The organism is Umezawaea sp. Da 62-37, from assembly GCF_032460545.1.
Classification (GTDB): domain Bacteria; phylum Actinomycetota; class Actinomycetes; order Mycobacteriales; family Pseudonocardiaceae; genus Umezawaea.
The window spans coordinates 10374801-10395465 of sequence record NZ_CP135965.1; the positions used below are offsets into that span (position 1 = coordinate 10374801).

23 protein-coding genes and 1 pseudogene are annotated in these 20665 nt (G+C 71.6%); 15 read left to right on the forward strand and 9 right to left on the reverse strand.

All coding sequences use genetic code 11. From position 1 onward, the window contains the following. Positions 1–6: 6 nt before the first annotated feature. Both asnB and RM788_RS46605 read left to right on the forward strand, forming a co-directional pair. Entirely contained in the window at positions 7–1848 is a 1842-nt protein-coding gene (asnB, locus tag RM788_RS46600) for an asparagine synthase (glutamine-hydrolyzing) (RefSeq protein WP_315927367.1), read from the forward strand. 401 nt (positions 1849–2249) lie between these two features. Further along, entirely contained in the window at positions 2250–2912 is a 663-nt protein-coding gene (locus RM788_RS46605; protein WP_315927369.1) for a lytic polysaccharide monooxygenase auxiliary activity family 9 protein, read from the forward strand. Between the two features lie 247 nt (positions 2913–3159). On the opposite strand, the gene RM788_RS46610 is transcribed toward RM788_RS46605, so the two are convergent. Continuing rightward, a complete protein-coding gene (locus tag RM788_RS46610; RefSeq protein WP_315927371.1) occupies positions 3160–3696 on the reverse strand; it encodes a CGNR zinc finger domain-containing protein in 537 nt (178 codons plus the stop codon). A gap of 66 nt (positions 3697–3762) precedes the next feature. Here RM788_RS46610 and RM788_RS46615 point away from each other — a divergent pair, with 66 nt between their 5' ends. The 6 genes from RM788_RS46615 to RM788_RS46640 all read left to right on the forward strand — a co-directional run bounded on the left by RM788_RS46615 (position 3763) and on the right by RM788_RS46640 (position 8915). Next, positions 3763–4404, forward strand: a complete 642-nt coding sequence (locus tag RM788_RS46615; RefSeq protein ID WP_315927373.1) for an AzlC family ABC transporter permease — start codon at positions 3763–3765, stop codon at positions 4402–4404. After that, positions 4401–4712: an AzlD domain-containing protein gene (locus RM788_RS46620; RefSeq protein ID WP_315927375.1), complete on the forward strand. Its 312-nt coding sequence runs from the start codon at positions 4401–4403 to the stop codon at positions 4710–4712. Before RM788_RS46615 ends, RM788_RS46620 begins: the two co-directional genes overlap by 4 nt. A 318-nt stretch (positions 4713–5030) precedes the next feature. After that, positions 5031–6782, forward strand: coding sequence for a non-ribosomal peptide synthetase (locus RM788_RS46625; protein ID WP_315927377.1), 1752 nt, complete (start codon positions 5031–5033; stop codon positions 6780–6782). Then, positions 6779–7990 (forward strand): cytochrome P450, encoded by a 1212-nt coding sequence (locus RM788_RS46630; RefSeq protein ID WP_315927379.1) that lies wholly within the window; start codon positions 6779–6781, stop codon positions 7988–7990. Before RM788_RS46625 ends, RM788_RS46630 begins: the two co-directional genes overlap by 4 nt. Next, positions 7987–8736, forward strand: coding sequence for a thioesterase II family protein (locus tag RM788_RS46635; protein ID WP_315927381.1), 750 nt, complete (start codon positions 7987–7989; stop codon positions 8734–8736). Before RM788_RS46630 ends, RM788_RS46635 begins: the two co-directional genes overlap by 4 nt. After that, positions 8736–8915 carry an MbtH family protein gene (locus RM788_RS46640; protein WP_315927383.1) on the forward strand — a complete coding sequence of 60 codons (180 nt, stop codon included), beginning with the start codon at positions 8736–8738 and terminating at the stop codon, positions 8913–8915. The genes RM788_RS46635 and RM788_RS46640 overlap by 1 nt, the downstream gene beginning before the upstream one ends. Here the strand turns inward: RM788_RS46640 and RM788_RS46645 are convergent. Then, positions 8890–9900: a PucR family transcriptional regulator gene (locus tag RM788_RS46645; RefSeq protein ID WP_315927385.1), complete on the reverse strand. Its 1011-nt coding sequence runs from the start codon at positions 9898–9900 to the stop codon at positions 8890–8892. The genes RM788_RS46640 and RM788_RS46645 overlap by 26 nt on opposite strands. A gap of 42 nt (positions 9901–9942) precedes the next feature. Further along, positions 9943–10335 (reverse strand): annotated as a pseudogene (locus RM788_RS53275) (PucR family transcriptional regulator ligand-binding domain-containing protein); the annotation flags it as partial. Between the two features lie 321 nt (positions 10336–10656). Between RM788_RS53275 and RM788_RS46650 the strand changes: the two are divergent. The 3 genes from RM788_RS46650 to RM788_RS46660 are packed head-to-tail and all read left to right on the forward strand — an operon-like array spanning position 10657 to position 12874. Then, a complete protein-coding gene (locus tag RM788_RS46650) occupies positions 10657–11265 on the forward strand; it encodes a dihydrofolate reductase family protein (RefSeq protein WP_315927387.1) in 609 nt (202 codons plus the stop codon). 53 nt (positions 11266–11318) lie between these two features. Then, a complete protein-coding gene (locus tag RM788_RS46655; protein WP_315927389.1) occupies positions 11319–11642 on the forward strand; it encodes a YciI family protein in 324 nt (107 codons plus the stop codon). Continuing rightward, positions 11639–12874 carry an RNA polymerase sigma factor gene (locus RM788_RS46660; protein ID WP_315927391.1) on the forward strand — a complete coding sequence of 412 codons (1236 nt, stop codon included), beginning with the start codon at positions 11639–11641 and terminating at the stop codon, positions 12872–12874. Before RM788_RS46655 ends, RM788_RS46660 begins: the two co-directional genes overlap by 4 nt. A 51-nt stretch (positions 12875–12925) precedes the next feature. Here the strand turns inward: RM788_RS46660 and RM788_RS46665 are convergent, their stop codons facing one another. Further along, positions 12926–13714 carry an MBL fold metallo-hydrolase gene (locus RM788_RS46665; RefSeq protein ID WP_315927393.1) on the reverse strand — a complete coding sequence of 263 codons (789 nt, stop codon included), beginning with the start codon at positions 13712–13714 and terminating at the stop codon, positions 12926–12928. Further along, a complete protein-coding gene (locus RM788_RS46670) occupies positions 13708–14304 on the reverse strand; it encodes a dihydrofolate reductase family protein (protein ID WP_315927395.1) in 597 nt (198 codons plus the stop codon). The genes RM788_RS46665 and RM788_RS46670 overlap by 7 nt, the downstream gene beginning before the upstream one ends. 70 nt (positions 14305–14374) lie before the next feature. On the opposite strand from RM788_RS46670, the gene RM788_RS46675 reads away from it, so the two are divergent. Continuing rightward, the gene (locus RM788_RS46675) at positions 14375–14881 is read left to right on the forward strand and encodes a winged helix-turn-helix transcriptional regulator (protein WP_315927397.1); all 507 of its coding nucleotides are present in this window, start codon (positions 14375–14377) and stop codon (positions 14879–14881) included. A 238-nt stretch (positions 14882–15119) separates the two neighbouring features. On the opposite strand, the gene RM788_RS46680 is transcribed toward RM788_RS46675, so the two are convergent. Continuing rightward, the gene (locus tag RM788_RS46680) at positions 15120–15650 is read right to left on the reverse strand and encodes a DUF6193 family natural product biosynthesis protein (RefSeq protein ID WP_315927399.1); all 531 of its coding nucleotides are present in this window, start codon (positions 15648–15650) and stop codon (positions 15120–15122) included. Positions 15651–15797: 147 nt separating this feature from the next. Here RM788_RS46680 and RM788_RS46685 point away from each other — a divergent pair, with 147 nt between their 5' ends. Beyond that, entirely contained in the window at positions 15798–17060 is a 1263-nt protein-coding gene (locus tag RM788_RS46685) for an amidohydrolase family protein (protein WP_315927401.1), read from the forward strand. A 149-nt stretch (positions 17061–17209) separates the two neighbouring features. Continuing rightward, a complete protein-coding gene (locus RM788_RS46690) occupies positions 17210–17704 on the forward strand; it encodes a DUF6933 domain-containing protein (protein ID WP_315927403.1) in 495 nt (164 codons plus the stop codon). Positions 17705–17764: 60 nt separating this feature from the next. Here RM788_RS46690 and RM788_RS46695 read toward each other — a convergent pair whose 3' ends face one another. Both RM788_RS46695 and RM788_RS46700 read right to left on the reverse strand, forming a co-directional pair. After that, complete coding sequence (locus RM788_RS46695) at positions 17765–18142, reverse strand: DUF1330 domain-containing protein (RefSeq protein ID WP_315927405.1); 378 nt, start codon at positions 18140–18142, stop codon at positions 17765–17767. A 36-nt stretch (positions 18143–18178) separates the two neighbouring features. Further along, positions 18179–18667 (reverse strand): MarR family winged helix-turn-helix transcriptional regulator, encoded by a 489-nt coding sequence (locus tag RM788_RS46700; RefSeq protein WP_315927407.1) that lies wholly within the window; start codon positions 18665–18667, stop codon positions 18179–18181. 102 nt (positions 18668–18769) lie between these two features. Here RM788_RS46700 and RM788_RS46705 point away from each other — a divergent pair, with 102 nt between their 5' ends. Then, a complete protein-coding gene (locus RM788_RS46705; RefSeq protein WP_315927409.1) occupies positions 18770–19627 on the forward strand; it encodes a dioxygenase family protein in 858 nt (285 codons plus the stop codon). Positions 19628–19644: 17 nt separating this feature from the next. Here the strand turns inward: RM788_RS46705 and RM788_RS46710 are convergent, their stop codons facing one another. Then, positions 19645–20619 carry an NAD(P)H-quinone oxidoreductase gene (locus RM788_RS46710; protein ID WP_315927411.1) on the reverse strand — a complete coding sequence of 325 codons (975 nt, stop codon included), beginning with the start codon at positions 20617–20619 and terminating at the stop codon, positions 19645–19647. Positions 20620–20665: the final 46 nt, after the last annotated feature.

Below are 20665 nucleotides of genomic sequence, written 5' to 3' on the forward strand. Positions count from 1 at the left end.
CTGCGGATGTGCGGAATCGCCGGCTGGGTTTCCTACGAAGTCGACCTGACGCGACGGCGGGACGTCGCGGACGCGATGACCGAGACCATGTCCTGCCGCGGTCCCGACGACCGGGGCACCTGGGTGCGTCGCGACGTGGTCCTCGGCCACCGGCGGCTCGCCGTCATCGACCTGCCGGGCGGCAGGCAGCCCATGAGCGTGAAGACGCCGAACGGCGAAGTCGCCATGGTCTACAGCGGTGAGGCGTACAACTTCGCCGAACTGCGCGAGGAGCTGGCGGCGCTCGGGCACACCTGGGAGACCGACAGCGACACCGAGGTCGTCCTGCACGGTTACCTGCAGTGGGGCGACGCGGTGGTGGACCACCTCAACGGCATGTACGCGTTCGCGATCTGGGACGAGCGCGAGCGGAAGCTGGTGATGATCCGCGACCGGATGGGGATCAAGCCGTTCTACTACTACCCGACCCGCGACGGCGTGCTGTTCGGCTCCGAGCCGAAGGCGATCCTGGCCAACCCGCTCGCCGCCGCGGTGGTCGACACCGACGGCCTGCGCGAGCTGTTCGGGGTCACCAAGCGCCCGGGGTGGTCGCTGTGGAAGGGGATGAGCGAGGTCGAGCCGGGCACCATCGTGACGGTGTCGCGCGAAGGCATCCGGACCCGCGTGTACTGGCGGCTCGACGCGAGGCGGCACACCGACGACCAGGAGACCACGGTCGAGCGCGTGCGCGAGCTGATGACCGACATCGTCGACCGGCAGATGGTGGCCGACGTGCCGCGCTGCGTGCTGCTCTCCGGCGGCCTCGACTCCAGCGCCATCACGGGACTGGCGGCCGTGCGGCTGGCCGAGCGGGGCGAGCGGCTGCGGACCTTCTCCGTGGACTTCGTCGGGCAGGAGGAGAACTTCAAGCCGGACGAGATGCGCGACACCCCGGACTCGCCGTTCATCCGCGACGTGGCGCGGATGGTCGGCTCGGCGCACCAGGACGTCGTGCTGAACCCGGAGGAGCTGACCGACCCGGCCGTGCGCCGCGCCGTGATCACCGCGCGGGACGTCCCCGCCGGGCTCGGTGACATGGACGCCTCGCTGTACCTGCTGTTCAAGGCGATCCGCGCCGAGTCGACGGTCGCGCTGTCGGGTGAGTCGGCCGACGAGGTGTTCGGCGGCTACCGCTGGTTCCACGACGAGGCCGCGGTGAACGCCGACACCTTCCCCTGGCTGGCCTTCCGCAGCGGCCTGCTGTCGCGGCGGGAGTCGCTGCTCAGGAGCGACGTGGCGGCGGAGCTGAACCTCCCGGAGTACGTGGCGGACCAGTACCGCACGGCCGTGGCGGACGTGGAGCACCTCGACGGCGAGTCCGGGCGCGAGGCGCGGATGCGCACGATCTGCAACCTGCACCTGACCCGGTTCGTGCGGATGCTGCTGGACCGCAAGGACCGCACGTCGATGGCCGTGGGGCTGGAGGTGCGGGTGCCCTTCTGCGACCACCGGCTCGTGGAGTACGTCTACAACACGCCGTGGTCGCTGAAGACCTTCGACGGCCGGGAGAAGAGCCTGCTGCGCCACGCCACCAAGCACGTGCTGCCCGATTCGGTGCGCGACCGCGTGAAGAGCCCCTACCCGTCCACCCAGGACCCGAGCTACGCCGCCGCGTTGCAGCAGCAGGCCAAGGAGGTCCTCGCGGAGAAGGGCAGCCCGGTCTTCGACGTCGTCGACCGCGACTGGGTGCACCGGGTGTCCGAAGTGGACGCGGCCACCATGGCGCCGATGCAGAGGATCGGCCTGGACCGGACGCTGGACCTCCACCACTGGTTCGACATCTACCACCCCGTCCTCCAGCTCGACTGACCTGTCTGCGTCACCCGCGCCCCGCCTCCTTCCCCAGGGGGCGGGGCCGGTCGCTTTTCCCTGCCCTGCGGCCGTAATCCGGGATGCCGCGCAGAGCCGTGCGCGAACGGCTTGTCCGCCATCGGGTCGCCGTGGTGCCGGCCGCCGGCTCGTGCTGCTCCGACCGGGTGACCCGGCATCCGCACGCGGACAACAGGTGTGCGGCGGTCTGATCAACGAATACGATTCCACGTCAGCACAACGCGCAGGTCAGCGAGCGCTTTTGCTTGTGCCGCACCGAAAAATCACGGCCATCACGCACCGTGCCGTTGAAGTTCCGGAGGGTTACCGGTAGTATTGATGTTCTGGGAACGCTCCCATTCCGCCGCTGCCGCCCGTTCAACGGAGAATGGAGCTCATTCATGCGCATGCGCAGCACCTTCGGGTCCACGACCCGACGGCGGGGTGTCATCACGCTGGTGGTCAGCGTGCTGGTGGGCATGTTCGTCCTCACCCCGTCCGCCTCGGCGCACGGCACGATCGTCGGCCCCGCCACCCGCGCCTACCAGTGCTGGCAGACCTGGGGCAGCCAGCACACGAATCCCGCGATGCAGCAGCAGGACCCCATGTGCTACCAGGCCTTCCAGGCCAACGCCGACACCATGTGGAACTGGATGAGCGCACTGCGGGACGGGCTCAAGGGGAACTTCCAGGCAGCCACCCCCGACGGCCAGCTCTGCAGCAACGCCCTGTCGCGCAACAACTCCCTGAACACGCCGGGCAAGTGGAAGACCACCAGCCTGGGGAGCACCTTCTCGATGCACCTGCACGACCAGGCGAGCCACGGCGCCGACTACCTCAAGGTCTACGTCAGCAAGCAGGGCTACGACCCGGCCACCCAGCAACTCGGGTGGGGCAACCTCGACTTCGTCACGCAGACGGGCAAGTACGCCCCGGCCACCGACATCAACTTCACCGTCCAGACCAACGGCTCCTACCGGGGCAACCACGTCGTCTTCACGATCTGGCAGGCTTCGCACACCGACCAGGCCTACATGTGGTGCAGTGACGTGAACTTCGGCTAGGAACCCGTTCCGCCGACCACACGGGAGTGCCCATCCGGCGCAGGCGCCGGGTGGGCACTCCCGACGGAGAACCGTTGGGGGCGCCGGACTTCAGCCGGTGGACCAGTCCGGTCTCCGACTCCCGCGGGCCGCGAAGTCCGTCCACGGCCCCGTTCGAAGTCGCCAGTCCTGGTCGCCACCGGGCGGACCGCTGGTACCCGCGAGCGCGAGCGGGTGACAGCGGCCGATGGGGAACCATCCGCAGCGCCTACTCGCGCGGCGCCTTCCGCGCGCGGTGCGCCGCCACGTGCACGCGGTTGCCGCACACGGCGGGGGAGCAGAACCGCCGCGACTGGTTGCGCGAGAGGTCGACGAACACGGCGTGGCAATCGGGACCGGCGCACCTGTGCAGCCGGTCGGCCCCGCCCTGCTCCACCACGGCCAGCAGCGCGAACGCCGCGTTGCCCGCGACCCACTCCGGCAGCGTCGCGTCGGCACGGCCGAGGTGCAGGTGCCACGGCAGATCGTCGTGCCGCACGAGTTCCGGCGCCAGGCGTGCGGCCGCCAGCGTCGCGTTGGCCGCTGTCACCGACCGGGCTTCGAAGACCTCCCGCAGTTCCGGGCGCAGCGCCCGCACGGCGGCGACGTCCCGAGCCGTGGCGCGAGCGCCGCGCCAGCCCCGCGCGCGAGCCATGTCGTCGAGCAGCGGCCGGGTGAGGTCGTCGTGGCCGACGCTGTGCCGGTAGCTGTTGACGACGTCCTCGGCCAGGGTGGTCACCGGATCCTTGTAATCACCAAAACGCACCTTGACTCCTTTCGCGTCCCCGCCTTAGCGTAAGTCACCATTATGACTCATGGTGATTACACATCCGTGCGGACCGGCAGACTGCAGGCCATCGCCCCGGTGGCCGCGGCGGCTTTCCTCTTCGGGGTGACCTTCGGCGTCGTGGCCACGGCAGCCGGGTTCTCGGTGCCCGCGGCGCTCGTGATGTCCGCGACCACGTTCGGCGGCGCGGCCCAGATCGGTGCCGCCAGCGTGCTGGGCGCCTCCGGCGGTGCGGCCGGGGCGATCCTCACCGGGGTGCTGCTCAACCTGCGCTACTTGCCGATGGGCGTCACGGCCGCGGGCGCCTACCGCGGCCCGTGGTGGAGCCGTGCCGCGCAGGCTCAGTTGCTCGGCGACGAGACGTGGGCGCTGTCCAGGACGCCCGACGGCAAGCACGACTCCCGGCTGCTGCTCATGTCCGGTGCCGCGGTGTACGTCGTGTGGCTCGCGGGCACCGCGCTCGGCGCGATCAGCCTGGGTTCCGTCGGCGACGTTTCCGCGTGGGGGCTGGACATGGTGAGTCCCGCCATCTTCTTCGCGTTGCTGTGGAAGCAGCTCACGACCGCGCGGGCGCGGATCGCCGCGGGTGCCTCGGTGGCGGTCGCGCTGGCGCTGGTGCCGTTCACCCCGTCGGGCGTGCCGATCGCGGTGGCGAGCCTGGTCTGCCTGATCGGACTGGCCCGATGAGCCCCGTGTGGTGGGTCGTCGTCGTGCTCGGCGCCGTGACGGTCGTGATCAAGGCGGTCGGGCCCGTCGCACTCGGCGGGTGGACCCCGTCCGACCGGGCGGGCCGCGTGCTGGCGCTGGTGTCGCCGGTGGTGCTGGCCGCGCTCATCGCCGTGCAGGTCTTCACCACCGGGCAGCAGTTCCAGGTCGACGCCCGGCTGGTCGGCCTCGGCGCGGCGGTGGTGGCCCTGCTGCTGCGGGCGCCGCTGCTGGTCGTCGTGGTCTGCGCGGTGGCCGCGACCGGCGTCGCCCGGCTGCTCGTCGGTTGAAACGTCGCGGTGTGCACAGACATCCGGGGCCGATGCTGTGCTGATGTCCATGGTCCGCGTCCGCGCCCCCCAATAGCGTCGTCGGTGGTGGACGACGACGAGGGGGCGCTATGCCGATCGACCGGGACGCGGGCGCGACGGCCTCGACGAGTCCGTTGTGGACGGTGCGGAGCCGCGCGGCCGGCACGTCGTGCACAAGGAGTTCCGCCTGGACGTGGAACGGCGGCCGGACCACCGGACGTCGACACCGCCGCGCGCGGACTGGCTGCTGCTCGTCCTGACCACCACGATCCCGCACGACCTACTGGGAGAGATGCGATGGACTTCCCTCTTACGCTGCCCGAACTCTTCGCGGCGAGCCTCGCGCGGCACGGTGATCGGCCCGCGGTCGGCGACGACGGCACGACGCTGACCTACACCGAACTCGACACCCGTTCCGACCTGCTCGCGAACGCCCTGCTGCGCGACGGGGTCCGCGTCGGTGAGAACGTCGGCATCTGCCTGGACCGGGGCGCGCTGGTCGTGGTGGCCATGCTCGCCGTCGCCAAGGCGGGCGCGGCGTACTTGTCGATCGACGCGGACTACCCGGCGGCGCGCCGCGACCTGATGGCGCGCGACGGCGCGGTCCGGTTCATGATCACCCACACGGGGTGGGCGAGCCGCGTGCCCGACGGCGTCGAACCCCTGGAGTGGGACCTCGACACGACCGGCGAGGCAGTGCCCGTGCACGTGCGCGTCGAGCCGGAGGACGCGGCCTGCGTGCTGTACACCTCCGGTTCCACCGGCGAGCCCAAGGGGATCGTCTTCGAGCACCGCAACATCGCCGCGCTCGCGGTCAACCCGAGCCTGCCCAAGCTGGGCCCCGACGACAAGGTCGGGCAGATCTCCAGCACCTCCTTCGACGGCATCACGCTGGAGGTGTGGGCGGCCCTCGCCGCGGGAGCGGAGATCGTGGTCCTGCCGAGGATGAGCTCGTTGCTGCCGATCGACCTGGCGCAGGAGCTCAAGCGGCGCAAGGTGAGCATGATGCTGGTGCCCGCCACCGTGCTCAACGAGGTGTGCCGGGTCGACCGCGACACGTTCTCCTCGCTGCGGCACCTGTGCAGCGGCGGCGACGTGATCCTGCCCGCCACCTGCCGGGCGCTGCTCGGCGGGAAGTTCACCGGCGACCTCTACAACCTCTACGGGCCGAGCGAGATCACCACGGCGGCGACCGCGCACCGGATCGTGGAGGTGCCCGACGACGCGGAGGCGATCCCGATCGGCACCGCGATCGACGGGTACGAGACCTACGTCGTGGACGAGGACATGCGGCCGGTGCGCCGCGGCGAGCCGGGGGAGCTGCTGATCGGCGGGATCGGCGTCGCACGGGGCTACCTGGGGGCGGCGCGGCTCACCGCGCAGCGGTTCGTGCCGAGCCCGTTCGGCTCACCGGGCACGCGCGTCTACGCGACCGGCGACCGGGTGCGCGAGGACGAGGCGGGCGAGCTCGCGTTCCTCGGCAGGCTCGACGGCCAGTACAAGATCCGCGGCCACCGGGTCGAACCCGCCGAGGTCGAACGCGCGCTGTCGCGCCACCCGCGGGTGCGCCAGGCCGCGGTGCTGGTCGAGGAGTTCGACGGCGACCGCAGGCTGGCCGGGTTCGTCGTGCCGGTCTCCGGCGACCTGTCCACCGCGGAGCTGCGCGAGTTCCTGGTCGACGCGCTGCCCAAGCACATGGTCCCGGCCTCGCTGACCGTGATCGGCAAGATGCCGACCACCGGCAACGGCAAGCGGGACTGGGACGCGCTGTCCGAGCTGCGGCGGCGCGCGGCGGTGCGGTCGGCGTCGAGGGTCGAACCCACCACCGACACCGAGCGCTGGCTGGTCTCGCTGTGGGAGCGCGTGCTCGGCGTGGACGACGTGGGGGCCGAGGACGACTTCTTCCTGCTGGGCGGCCATTCCCTGCTCGCGTTCCGGGCCCGCACGGCGATCGTCCGGGAGTTCGGCGTCAAGGTCGACTCCCACGTCCTGTTCGAGCACAGCACCCTCCGGGAGCTGGCCCTGGTGATCGAGGAGGCGAAGAAGTGACGACGGCGCAGATCGACCTCGGATCGACCGAGCTGTTCGCCGAAGGCGACCCGTACGAGGCCTACCGGTGGTTGCGGCACAACGCGCCCGTGTACTGGAACCCGACGCCGGACGGCGGTTTCTGGGCGCTGTCGAAGTACGAGGACATCTCCGAGGCCTACCTGCGGCCGGAGCTCTACAGCTCGGCCAAGGGCACCATGCTCGGCGGGTCCTACCGCAGCGAGAGCGACTCGGCCTCCGGGCAGATGCTGATCGCCACCGACCCGCCGCGCCACCAGCAGCTGCGCAAGCAGGTGCACAACGCGGGCTTCGCCCCGGCGAAGATGGACCACGCCCGCGCGGGTGTGCGGGCGTGCGTCAACGCCGCACTGGACAAGATGATCCGCGACGGCGGCGGCGACTTCGCCACCGACATCTCGATGGCACTGCCTACCGGGGTGCTCGCCGGCACCATGGCGTTGCCGCCCGAGCACGCCGCGCGGCTGCAACGGCTGACCAGGACGATGATCGGCTTCCGCGACCTCGAGTACCAGGACGGCCTGTCCGCCACCGAGACGCTGATCCGCTCCCAGCTCGACGTCTTCGAGTTCTTCTTCGACCTCGTCGAGCAGCGCCGCGAGCGGCCGGGCGACGACCTGGTGAGCAACCTGATCGCCAGCGAGATCAACGGCGAGCCGATGAGCGAGGCGGAGATCCTCTACAACTGCATGAACGTCGCCGTCGGCGGCAACGAGACCACCGCGCACACCGCGTCCTGGAGCGTGGTCACGTTCGTCGACCACCCGGAGCAGTACGAGCGGCTGCTCGCCGACCCCGGCCTGCTCGGCACGGCGATGGAGGAGATCTTCCGCTGGACGGCGACCAACACCTACGTGCAGCGGCACGCGACCCGGCCGCTGGTGATCCGCGGTCGGCGCATCGAGGAGGGTGACGCGATCACGTTGTGGAACTCCTCGGCCAACCGGGACGAGGACGTCTTCCCCGAGGCCGACGTGTTCGACGTGGCGCGCACGCCCAACAAGCACCTGACCTTCGGCGTCGGGCGGCACCACTGCATCGGCGCGGTCATCGCCCGGCTGGAGATGGAGATCCTGCTCGGGGAGATGGTGCGGCGGCAGTTGCGGTTCCGGCTCGCCGGACCGGTGGAGCGGCTGCACTCGAACTTCGCCTACGGCATCCGCCACCTCCCGGTGGAGATCGTGTCGTGAACTGGTTCGCGCACGCCCCCGCTTCCGGTGAGGTCCGCCTGCGGCTGCTGTGCTTCCCCTACGCGGGCGGCTCGGCGACGGTGTTCCGCGGCTGGGAGGCGGCGGTGCCCGACGGGGTGGAGGTGCTCGCGGCCCGGCTGCCCGGCAGGGCCGACCGGTGGCGCGAGGAACCGTTCACCGACCTGGACCTGCTCGTCGACGCCCTGGCGGAACCGGTGTCGCGCTACGTCGACGAGCCGTTCGCGTTCTTCGGGCACAGCATGGGCGCGCTGATCTCCTTCGAGCTCGCCCGCAGGCTGCGTCGCGACCACGGCCGTGAACCCGCGTACCTCTTCGTGGCCAGCTGCAACCCGCCCCTGGCCGACGTGCCCATGCCGGTGCTCGCCTCGCTCGACGACGAGGGGCTGCGCGCGAAGCTCGCCGACCTCGGCTTGGCCGACGACGTGCTGGCCGAGGAGGAGCTGATGGAGGTGATGCTGCCGCTGGTGCGGGCGGACCTGCACATCGCCGACGGCTACGTCGACCGCGACGGCGAACCGCTGAGCTGCCCGATGACCGCGTTCCGCGGGCGGCGCGACCCGATGGTGGACGAGGCCGACATGGCGCAGTGGGCGCGCGGCACCACGGGGCCGTTCGCGCTGCGGTCGGTGGAGGGCGCCCACCTGTTCGACGACCCGGGGTGGCGCGACGTGCTCACCGCCGTGTCGGACGAGCTCGACTCGGCACTGCTGCGGAAGGAGGCGTGATGGACACGGTGGTGGTGGTCAACGACGAGGAGCAGTACTCGGTGTGGTCCGCGGCGACCGAACCGCCCGCGGGGTGGCGGACGGTCGGCGGACCCGGCACGAGGGAGGAGTGCCTGGCGCGGATCGACGGGCTCTGGACCGACATGCGACCGCTCAGCCCGCGTCGCCGAACGGGGTGACGGCGCGCATCGCCAGCCACAGGTGCACGCGCGCCTCCACCGAGGACAGGGAGAGCCCGGTGAGCCGTTCGATCTGCTCAAGGCGGTAGCGGACGGTGTTGCGGTGCACGAACAGCTCCTTCGCGGTGAGCTGCGGCGACCCGCCCGACCCGAGGAACAGCTCCAGGGTGCGCACCAGCTCGCCACCGCGTTCGGCGTCGAACGCGGTGAGCGGCTGGAGCACCTTCGCGGCCACCTCGCGCACGGGCAGGTCGGGGTTCGACATCAGCAGCGTCGGCATGTTGATCACCCGGCCCTCGTGCACGCCGGGTCCGCGGCCCGCCGCCTCCTGGGCCTCGATGAACGCCCACCGCAGCCCGTGCACGCCCCGGTACGGGCCGCCGACACCGATGGAGGTGATGTGCGGGTTGTGCTCGGCGAGCGTCCGCGCCACCTCCAGCGCGGGCTGCTCCTCGTGCAGCACGACTGCCTCGTAGCGCCCGACGGTGGCGACGGCCGTGGCGACGCCGGGGTCGGCGGTCGGCGCGCCCCCGGCGAACACGAGCACGCTGTGCGCCTCCGCCGGGTCGATCCCGGCCGCCCGCAGCCTGCTCGCCGCCTCCCTGGTGGTGATGGCGGACCGGACGACGTCCTCGATCACCTGCCCGACCAGCTCCCGCCTGCCCGCCCGCACGGCCTGCTGCTTCGCCAGCTCCAGCTTGACCAGCCCCGCGGCGTGGTTGCCCAGGTCGACCGCGAGGTCGCCGTCCCCGGTGGTGAGCAGGGCGCACCGCAGCCGCGGCAGGTCCACCGGCACCACCCTGCCCTCGCCGCTGCGCAGGCGGTCGAGCGCCCAGTGGTGGCCCGCGGGCGCGCTCGCGAGCACCTGGTCGGGCAGCCGGACCACCGCCGAGGGCTCGCCCGTCGCCTCGGTGAGCCTGGCGAGCACACCGGGGATGCCGTGCGAGAGCAGCGAGTCGAACATCGCGCGCTGCGCGTGGAGCACTCGGTCGAGACGGGTCTGGAGCGGTGGGCCGACCTGTGTCATTATCGAGTGGAACGAGGTTTGGGAAGGGATTTCCAGAACCGGGAGGTCGTGTTCACGCGCGGCGTCGAGGACGCTTCTGGGAACGGAAATCCCCTTTGTCCCCACGGCGAACCCGATCGCGGTCGCCCGTGAATTCGCCACTTGGTGGACGAATGAGGCCTGAGTGTCCGGATCCGCTAATCGCCGACCGGCCGTCAGCACCAACTCACGCCCGCTGAGCAGGGCCGCTGGATCATTCAGCTCAGTTGTCAGCACTCGGTCTATCGCGCGGTCGAGGTGCGCGTCGTGGCCGTGGAAGCGGAGCCGCAGCTCCTCGGATGCCAACAATCCCCCCACTGTTGTCATAGGGCCATGATGCACTCGGTGGGTGGTCGCGGCAACTCGATGGCCCATTCCGCGGAAATTCGCTATTCCAAGTCCTGCGGATCGTCCAATTGTCGGATCGGGTTGTTCCCCCGAATCCCGGACCGGGACGGGCCGATTGGTGGGCGTGACCGGGTCCGCCTCCCGGCGACGCGCTCGGGCCGTCCGACGAGGCGTGGACGCCGGCGCGGTGCGCGGCCCGTGATGGCGGTGCCTGCCGAGGGCGTCGACCGCGCGTCCCGAGAACTTCTTCGAAAAAACCTGAAGGGTGTGTCGGATCGGGGCGGTGGTGTTCGTAGCAGGGGTGAAGCCGCCCGAGGGGGGCGGCGCCGAGGTGGAGGAACCGCGATCATGAAGCTGACGACCCTGACCCAGATCACCGTCGACGGAGTCGTGCAGGGCAACGGCGGGCCGGGGGAGGACCGCAGGAACGGGTGCGAGCGCGGCGGGTGGGCACGGGGGAAGGGCGACGACGGGACCAGGGAGTTCATCACCCAGGCCTACCAGCGCGCCGACGCGTTCCTGTTCGGCCGGTGGACCTACGAGATGTTCGCGGGCTCCTGGGGCGCGAACGAGGGGATGCGCGCCCACCCCATCGGCGTGGCGCTGGACGGGAAGCCCAAGTACGTCGCGTCGACCACGCTCGCCGAACCGAGCTGGGGGGACACGACCGTGCTCTCCGGTGACCTCGCGGGCGCCATCGAGGACCTGAAGGCCAAGCCCGGCGGCGACCTGCTGGTGAACGGCAGCGGGACCCTGGTCCGGTGGCTGCTGGCGAACGGCCTGGTCGACGAGATGACGCTGATCGTGGTCCCGGTCGTCCTGGGCCAGGGCGCGCGGCTGTTCCCGGAGGCGGGCCCGGACATCGCGCTCGACCTGGTCGAGTCGCGAGTCGACTCGAAGGGCGTGACGATCCAGGTCCACCGGCCCGCCGGGCGTCCGCGGTACGCGGCGCTCTGACGCGTCCGACCCGCACACCACGCTGTTCCGACACCCGAAGATAGGACCTCGAGATGCAGTACCTGGTTTCCGTGATCGACGACAAGAGCGACCCCGGCAGCACGGACGGGCAGCCGGCCATCAGCGCGTTCAACGAACGGCTGATCGCCGGGGGCTACTGGGTCTTCGCGGGAGGACTGGCGGACACCGACGCGGCCACGGTCGTCGACAACCGGGGCGAGCAGGCGGTGTTCAGCGACGGGCCCTTCGTGGAGTCGAAGGAGTACCTCGCGGGCGTCTGGGTGTGGGAGGCCCCGGATCTGGACGTCGCGCTCAAGCTCGCCACCGAGGCGTCGAAGGTCTGCGATCGGAAGATCGAAGTGCGACCGTTCCGGTGAGCGACGTCCAGGGGGCGATCACCCGTGCCCACCGCGAGGAGTGGGCTCGGGTGGTCGCCGCGCTGACCCGGCGCTTCGGTGACCTCGACATCGCCGAGGAGTCGGCCGCCGAGGCGTTCGCGACCGCCGTCGAGCGGTGGCCCGCCGACGGTGTGCCGCCCAACCCCGGCGCGTGGCTGACCACCACCGCCAACCGCAAGGCCATCGACCGGATCCGGCGTGAGAACAAGCGCGACGACAAGCACAAGGAGGCCCTGGTGGCGCACGACGACGATCCGTCCGAGCCTTCGGGCGCCATCGACGACGACCGGCTGCGGCTGATCTTCACCTGCTGCCACCCGGCGCTGGCGGTGGAATCCCGCCTGGCGCTGACGCTGCGGTTGGTCGGCGGCCTGACCATGCCCGAGATCGCCCGCGCCTTCCTGGTGGCCGAGAGCGCCATGGGGCAGCGGATCACCCGCGCGAAGGCCAAGATCAAGGCGGCCCGCATCCCCTACCGGGTGCCGTCCGCCGAGGACCTCCCCGCACGCGTCTCCGGCGTGCTCGCCGTCCTCTTCCTCGTCTTCAACGAGGGCTACCTGGCCACCGGCCCCGACACCGATCCCGTGCGCCACGACCTGACCGCCGAGGCGGTCCGGCTCACCCGCCTGATCCGCGCCCTCCTGCCGGACGACGGCGAGGTGGCCGGGCTGCTGGCGCTGATGCTCCTCACCGAGGCCCGCCGCACCGCCCGGATCTCGGCCACCGGCGAACTGGTCGCCCTCGCCGAGCAGGACCGCGGGGCCTGGGACGCGGGGCTGATCGCCGAGGGCCACCGGCTGGTGCGCGAACGCCTCGCCGCCGCTGCCGCCGGGGTGGCTCCGGGGCGCTACCAGATCCTCGCGGCGATCAACGCCGTGCACACCTCCGCCCGCGACGTGCGCGACACCGACTGGTCGCAGGTCCTCGCCCTCTACAACCAGCTCGCCCGCCTCGACCCCTCGCCGATCGTCACCCTCAACAGGGCCATCGCGGTCGCCGAACTCGACGGCCCGGAGGTGGCGCTGGCGGCCGTCGACCGCCTTGAGGACAGGTTGGCCGGCTACCACGCCTACCACGTGACGCGCGCCGACCTGCTGCGCAGGCTGGGGCGGAGCCAGGAGTCGCGCGCCGCGTACGACAGGGCCATCGGGCTGGCGGGCAACACCGCCGAGATCGCCTACCTGACCCGCCGCCGCGACCAGTTGCGGTAGCCGGGCCACGTGGTCCGGCCCCGAGCGGTCAGGCGTCCCTTGGCGGAGGCGTCACCGGGACAGGCGTTGAAGTTGCCCCGCGTGCACGTCGGCCACCCATTCCCAGCCGGGTTCGGCCGACGGGCCGACCCGCGGGTCGGCGGGATCCAGGCCGTCGCGCAGGGCGTGCGCGTACGCCCGATCCCGGTCGATCCGCGCACGTGCCTCGTCGGCCCCGCAAACGGATCCGTGACCGGGGACGACGACGTCGACGTCGCCCAGCACGTCCTCCAGCAACCGCAACGCGGTGAGGTAGTCGCCGATCGGGTCGGCGGTGCCGTTCAGGTCGAGCATCGGGACCAGGACGTCGGAAAGCATGTCGCCCGCGACGAGGACGCCGCGTTCCCGGACCACCAGCGCCGCGTGACCGGGGGCGTGCGCCCGGTGCTCGACGATCCGGACCTCCGGGCCGTCCCACGGGATCCGCGCCGCGTCGGCGGGCAGGCCCGTGACGAGACCGAGCAGGTCGAGGGAAACCTCCTCGGGGATGCCGAACCGGCGGGCGTCGATCCCGCCCGACAGCCGATCCCGGACGGTCGCCGCGCAGCGCGCGGTGCCGTAACGGGGCGCGGCGCCGAGACCGGCGTGCCAGAGCAGGTGATCCCAGTGCGGATGCGTCGAGAAGCCCGCTACCGCGGTCCGCCCCAGGTCCGCCAGATCGCCCACGAGGCAGGTCAATTCGTCCTCGTGCACCCCGGCGTCGACGAGCAGCACACCGGCTTCGCCTTGCACGACAACGGTGTTGCTCCGGCAGAAAGCGCTCTCGTGGACCAGCACGCCCTCCGTGACCGGCGTCAGCACGGGCCCGCGGCCTTCGCGTCGCGGACGGCGTAGCGGTGCATCGTGACGCCCTGCTCGAACGACCGCTGCTCCAGCAGGTCGAGGTCGATCGGCCGGTCGTGGTCGTCGAACAGCGGCCTGCCGAACCCGAGGAAGGAGGGGTGGGTGAAGAGCAGCAGCTCGTCCAGCAGCCCGGCGCGGAGGAGCTGCGTGGCCAGCGTCGCGCCGCCGACCCCGATGGTGCCGTCGGTCCCGGCCCGGAGCGCGGCGAGCTGCTCGATCGCGTCGTCCCCGCCGATGACGCGCGTGTTGTGGTCGGCGTCGAGGCGGGTGCGGGAGACGAGCACCTTCGGCGTGCTGGTCCAGATCTCGCCGTACTCGCGCAGGACTTCCGGCAGCGACGCGTCCCCGCGCGCCCGCGGCCAGTACTCCTCCATCGTCTCGTACATGACCCGGCCCTGGACCATCACCGCGAGTTCCCGCGCCCGCGCGTTGAACTCGCGGTGCAGCTCCTCGCCGATGCGCAGCCACTCGCCCGCGCCGTTGTCCCCCGGAACCTGCTCGATGCGCAGGTCGAGGGACACGTTCATCCAGTAGACGAAGCGGCCCATCATCACCTCAGCCAATAGTGGTTGCGATTTGCAATCACTATAGTGAGGGCGAAACACCTGTCAAGGAGGAATGGTGGAGCCACGATCCGACTGCCCGATCAACGCCGCCGTCGAGGTGCTCGGAGACCGCTGGTCGCTGCTCGTGCTGCGCGACGTCGTCTTCGCCGACCGCCGCTACTTCCGCGCGCTGCTCACCGGGTCGGTCGAGGGCATCGCCACGAACATCCTCGCCGACCGCCTCGTGCGGCTCGTCGAGGCGGGCATCCTCACCCGCGGCACCGCGGCACGGGGGCAGCGCGCCCGCTACAGCCTCACGGAAGCCGGCATCCGGACGCTCCCCATCATGTACGCCCTCGGCGACTGGGGCCTCGACTGGCGCCCCGGCGGCGGCGAACTCCGGAGCAGGCAGCAGCTCATGCGCGACGAGGGCCCGGCGTTCGTCGAGGAACTCATGGACGACCTCCGCACCCGCCACCTCGACACCCCACCGCGACCACGCGACGGTCCCGGCCCGTTCGAACGCCTCGCCGCCGCCCGCGCCGCGGCCGCCGAGCGGGAACAGGCCGATCGGCGGTGACGGCGCGGGCGCGGCAGGAGGCCTGAGCGCGCGTCGGTTTCCGCGAGTGTCAGCTCACGATCCCCTTCGCCCGTCAGACCGACCGCACGTCGTCCTGTCCTGCCGAAAGCTGTCGTACACCGAGGCGGTCGATCTCGGCCAGGCACACCCCGACCGCCTTGGTGGCGTCGTAGGTGACGTTTGGCTCCACCCGCCGGTTCTCGACGACCGTGAACCGTCCGTCGCCTGCCGATCGCACCTAGGGGCCAGGTACCCGGCACTCGGCCGCGGTCGGCCGGAACGACATCCAGAACAGCGACGTGAACGGGTACATCCGCCGCAGCGACTGCTCCCGCATCGCCGCCTCGATGAACTCGCCCAGGTCGTGCTGCTTGTGCGCGCGGAACATCTGCCACCGGAGTTCGGTCCGGTCGCCGCTCTCGTGCGCGTCGGCAACGTCGATGAAATCGGCGAACGGCCACTCAGCGGCCAACTCCCGCGCGGTGGCGCCGCCCAGCCAGGTCGCGGCAGATCCAGTGACTTCAACCAGTTCGGTCGTGGCCAGCCAGCTCAGGTAAGTGCCTCGCAGCCTGTGCCGCACGAAGAACAGGCACTTGTTCTTGAGCGGTATGACGTGCACCTCGCGGTCGCCCTTGCGCACCACGGCACTGAACTCCCCGAAAGCACCTGGGGCGTCCTTCATGTCGACATCGCAGTCGGGGCACGCGGCTTGGAGGACGGCCTTGAGGCCACCTGCGTCGACCAGGTCTTGAAACGCCGGTTCACCCATGTCGACGAAGTTACCCGCGGCGCTGCCGGAGGTCTGAGCGCGCGTCGTAGGATCCTTGCGCGGAGCGGGTTCCGCGTTGCGAGGCGGGGCCCGCGGCGGGTGCGTCCCCTCCGGCCGGACTGTTCAGGACTTCTCGGGGAGGACGCCGTGGTCGCGGCAACGACGATCGTGAACGCCAGGGTGTTCGACGGGGTGAACGCGCGGGACTGGACTTCGGTCCGGTTCGCCGACGGCCTGATCACCGAGTGCTCGATCGCCTCGGCCGCCCGAGAAGGCGACGTCGTGGTCGACGCGGCGGGCGGGACGGTGTTCCCCGGTCTGATCGACGCGCACGTGCACCTCGTGCCCGGCGCCCTCGCGCAGTCGTTGACCTTCGGCGTCACCACCGTCCTCGACATGTTCAGCAAGCCCGACATGGTGGCCGCGGCCAAGGAGCAGGCGGGTTCCCGCGCGGACGTGGCCGACGTGCGGTCCTCGGGCATCGGCGCCACCGCGCCCGGCGGGCACCCGTCGATGATGTACGCCCCGTTCCCGACGCTGACCACCGCGGGCGAGGCCGAGCGGTTCGTCGTGGAACGGGTCGCGGAGGGCTCGGACCACCTGAAGATCATCTCCGGCGTCGGGGGGCTGTGGCCGTCGTTGGACTCCGGGACGATCACGGCGCTGGTCGCCGCCGCGCATGTGAACTCGGTGGCGGGGGTGGAGCAGGTCGTGTCCGCCGGTGTCGACGTGGTGGCCCACGTCCCCGCGGAGGCCGAGCTGGACGAGGCGCTGGTCGGGCGGATGGCGGAGGCCGGGATCGCGGTCGGTCCGACGCTGGCCACCATCGAGAACACCCTCGGCGAACCGGGAGGTGCCGCGGTGGCGGGGGACCCGCGGCTGGCCGAGGTGCTCGGGGACGCGTGGTTGAGCCGGTTGACCTCGGCCGCCGCGGAGCTGGGCGGCCGGGCGATGCCGCCCTACTCGCGGGCCGAGGACAACGTGCGGCGACTGGCCGACGCGGGGGTCGCCCTGCTGGTGGGCACCGACGCCCCGAACCCCGGAACCGTGTTCGGGGCGAGCCTGCACCGGGAGCTGGAACTCCTCGTCCGGTGCGGCATCAGCCCGGCTCGCGCCCTGGCCGCGGCCACGACCGAACCGGCGCGGGTGTTCGGCCTGTCCGACCGGGGGAGTGTCGCGGTGGGACAGCGGGCGGACCTGGTCCTCGTGTCCGGCGACCCGTTGACCGACATCACCGCGACCCGCGCGGTCGAACGGGTGTGGCGCGCGGGCGTCCAGTGCGATCGCCGCGCCTTCGTCGCCAGCGGTGCCGAGATCGAGCAGCTCGACGCCTTCGACGCCCAGGTCGCCAAGGTCGTGGCGGCCGTGCGCGAACGCCGGTCCGGCTTCGGTCGCGGGAAGGTGCGCTGACCACGCGTCGGCGCCGACCGCGGTAGCGCGGGGGAAGGCGCCAGCCGACAGCACGCAGACCAGCGACGGGCCGAGCTTCCGCGGCGGGCGTCGGCCTTGACGGCCGAGGTGGTGGTGTGCGGAAGTTGCGGGCGAGGCAGGATGGTCGGGTGCTGATCGTGCGTGCCACCAAGAAGCTGCTGCGCCTGGCGGGTCCGTCCACCGCGCCCGACGACGATCGCGGCACGACGTTGCTCGGCCCGTGGTACGCCACGGTCATGTTCTGGCGGCCGCGGGTCGTGTTGCTGGTCAACGAGGCGACGTTGCTGCCCGTGCTGCTGCCCATGGCGCCCGCGGCGACTCTGACCGGCAGGGTCGGCGAGCAGATCAGCGCGGTGCTGACCGCCCACGGCGTGCCCGCCGCGATTCTCGACCAGGAACGGCTGCACATGCGGACCGCTCGGTTGGGTGTCACCGCGAACCGCAGCGTCGTGGGCGTCATGGTCGACTTCGCCCGCCTCGCGGAGATCCACCACAACGCTTCCGCCGTGGACCTCATCGCGCTCGCGGTCCGGCTGGCCTCGACCCCGTGCAGTCCGCTGTACGGGGGCAACATCAGTCCGGACCGTGAACTCGCTGCCACGGTGCAGGCGATCGGGACCTGACGTCGAGCGCTCGCCCCGGCGGTCCGGGACGTCAGACCGCGCGAAGCCCCTGACGGGCCGTCAGAGTTGGACGTCCTGCCACGGCGTGGTCGCCTGGAGCACCGCTTCGCTGAGCGCTTCGGTGCGCAGGTGGGTGACCTGCTGGTAGTCCGGGTCGGCGACCATCCGGCTGAACGCCTCGCGGCTGGGGTAGCGGACGAGCAGCACCGCGTCCCAGTCCTGCCCCTGCTCGGCGACGAGCGGGGTCGATCCACTGCCCGCGTACAGGACCTCCGCGCCGTAGCGGGGCAGGAAGGTCTCCTCGAGCGCCGCCGCGTAGCGGTCGTAGCTGTCCCGGCCGTTGTCCCGGAACCGCAACAGGTTCAGCATCACGACGGGACCGCCGGGATCCTCGGCCAGGTAGCGCTTGAGGTCCGATCCCCGAGGGTCCACCGCCATGTCGCGCCTCCGCCTTCGGATGGTCGTCGACTCACCCTAGACGGGCCCGCGGTTCCCGGTGCCGCTCCGTTCGCGGTCGACGCGGGCGAGCACCTTGTCCGAGATCCGGTGCAGCGTCCGCAGTTCGTCCGGGTCGAGGACGTCGACGAACATGTCCAGCACCCGGCCCGCGTGCCGGGGCGCGGTGTCCGCCAGGTGGGCGAAACCGGCGTCGGTCAGGATCGCCCGCGTGTACCGGCCGTTGCCGGGGTCGGGTTCGCGGCGCACGAAGCCGCGCTTCTCCAAGCGGGTGACCATGTGCGACAGGCGCGACAGCTCCGTGCCCGCCAGTCCCGCGAGTTCGCTCATCCGCAGGCGGCGCTCGGGCTGTTCGGACAGGTGCGCCAGCACGTGGTACTCGACGAAGCTGAGCTTCGAGTCCTGCTGGAGCTGGAGTTCCAGCACCACGGGCAGGGTCTGGACGAGTTTCACGAACCCGCGCCACGCCGCCAGTTGGTCGTCGGTGAGCCGGCGCGGGGAGGTCATGGGCGCAGTCTAGCTGGCTTGAACATTCACGTCAGGCCCGCTACGTTGGCACTTGAAAATTCAAGCGCGGACGCCGTTCCGCGCCGGGAGGAGTGAGCGCACGTGATCAAGCCGGAAAGCCGGTTGCAGGTCGTGTTCGCCGACCTGCGCCGCGCCGTCGACGACGTCATCCTCAAGCACCAGGTCACCCGCGACGAACTCCTCGCCACCACCGACTGGCTGCGGCGGGTCGCCGACGCGGGGCAGATGCGGTCCGCGAGCGTCCTGTTCACCAAGACCGTCCTCAAGGCGACAGCGGGCGCCCCCTACGCCCATCCGGAGAAGGACGGCGCGAGCTACTGGGAGATGGAGGGCCCCGCCCACGTGCCCGGCGCCCCGCTCCTGCGCAGCCCCGCCGTGCTGCCCATGCGCCCCGACGAACCCGGTGAACCCCTTGTCGTGTCCGGAACCGTGCGCACGACCGCGGGCGACCCGCTGCCCGGCGCGGTCCTCGACGTCTGGCAGATCGACGCCGACAACGTCTACTCCGGTGTGGACGCCGCGGTCTTCACGATTCCGGGCATCCCCAACGACTCCACGGGCATCCCCACCCACAACCTCCGCGGGAGGGTCGTCACCGACACCGACGGGCACTACGAGTTCCGCACTGCGGTACCCGGCGTCGAGACCCTCGGCCTGACCGCGGGCAGCCCGCTCGCCGAGCTGGCCGAGGCGTTGCGGCTGGAGGGGTCGCGCCCGGTGCACATCCACTCGATCGTCTCCGCCGACGGGTGCCTGCCGCTGACCACCCAGATCTACTTCGACGGCGACCCGCTGGTCGAAAGCGCCGTCGAAGGCGCCATCCCCGCCGACGCGGTCAGGACCACCACTCTCCACGACGACCCCGACGACTACCGCGCCCGCGGGCTCGACCGCCCCTACCGCGCCCTCGCCCACGACTACTCCCTGCGCCCGGCGTGAACGCCCGGAACCGGCGATCACGGCACCAGGACGAGTTTGCCGACGTGGTCGCCGGTCTCCATGACCCGGTGCGCCTCGGCGGCCTCCGCCATGGGGAACGTCCGGTCGACCACGGGGCGGATGGCACCGGTTTCGACCAGTGGCCACACCTCGGCGGTCACGCCCCGCACGATCCTGGCCTTCTCGTCGTGGGCTCGGGTGCGGAGTCCGGTGGCCGAGATCGACCCGGACTTCGCGGCCGGCGCCAGGAAGTCCAGTTCCGCGCGGAGTCCGCCCTGGAGGCCGATCGTCGCGATGTGCCCGTCGGGTGCCAGTGCCGCGATGTTGCGGGCGAGGTAGTCCGCGCCGACGATGTCCAGCACCACGTCCGCGCCCCGGCCACCGGTGTGCTCCAGGGTGGCGGCCACGAAGTCCGCGGCGCTGTGGTCGACGACCAGGTCGGCGCCGAGCGCGTACAGCCGCTCGTGCTTGGCCTGCCGCGCGGTGGCCACCACGGTCGCGCCGAGCGCCTTGTCCAGCTGGATGGCGAACGTGCCGATCCCGCTCCCGCCGCCGTGGACGAGCAGCGTCCGGCCCCGGCGCAGCCCGGCGATGTCCACGGCGTTGAACCACACCGTGCACGCGGCCTCGGGCAGGGCCGCCGCCTGGACCAGCGGCACTCCCCGCGGCACGGGGAGAAGTTGCCCGGTCCGCACGGCCACCTTCTCCGCGTACCCGCCGCCGCCCAGCAGCGCGCACACGGGCAGGCCCACGTGCCAGTCAGCCACGCCGGGGCCCACCGCTGTGACGACCCCGGAGCACTCCAGGCCGGGATACGGGGGCTCGCCGGGCGGCGGTGGGTAGAAGCCCTGCCGCTGGCCGAGGTCGCCCCTGTTCACGGCCGCCGCCGCCACGTCGACGACCACCTCACCGGGGCCCGGCACGGGGTCGGGCACCTCGGTCCACACCAGTACCCCGTGGCCGCCGGGCTTCTCGATCACGATCGCGCGCATGGGACGAGCCTGCCCCGGCCACCGGTCCCGGCACGTACCCCGGCGT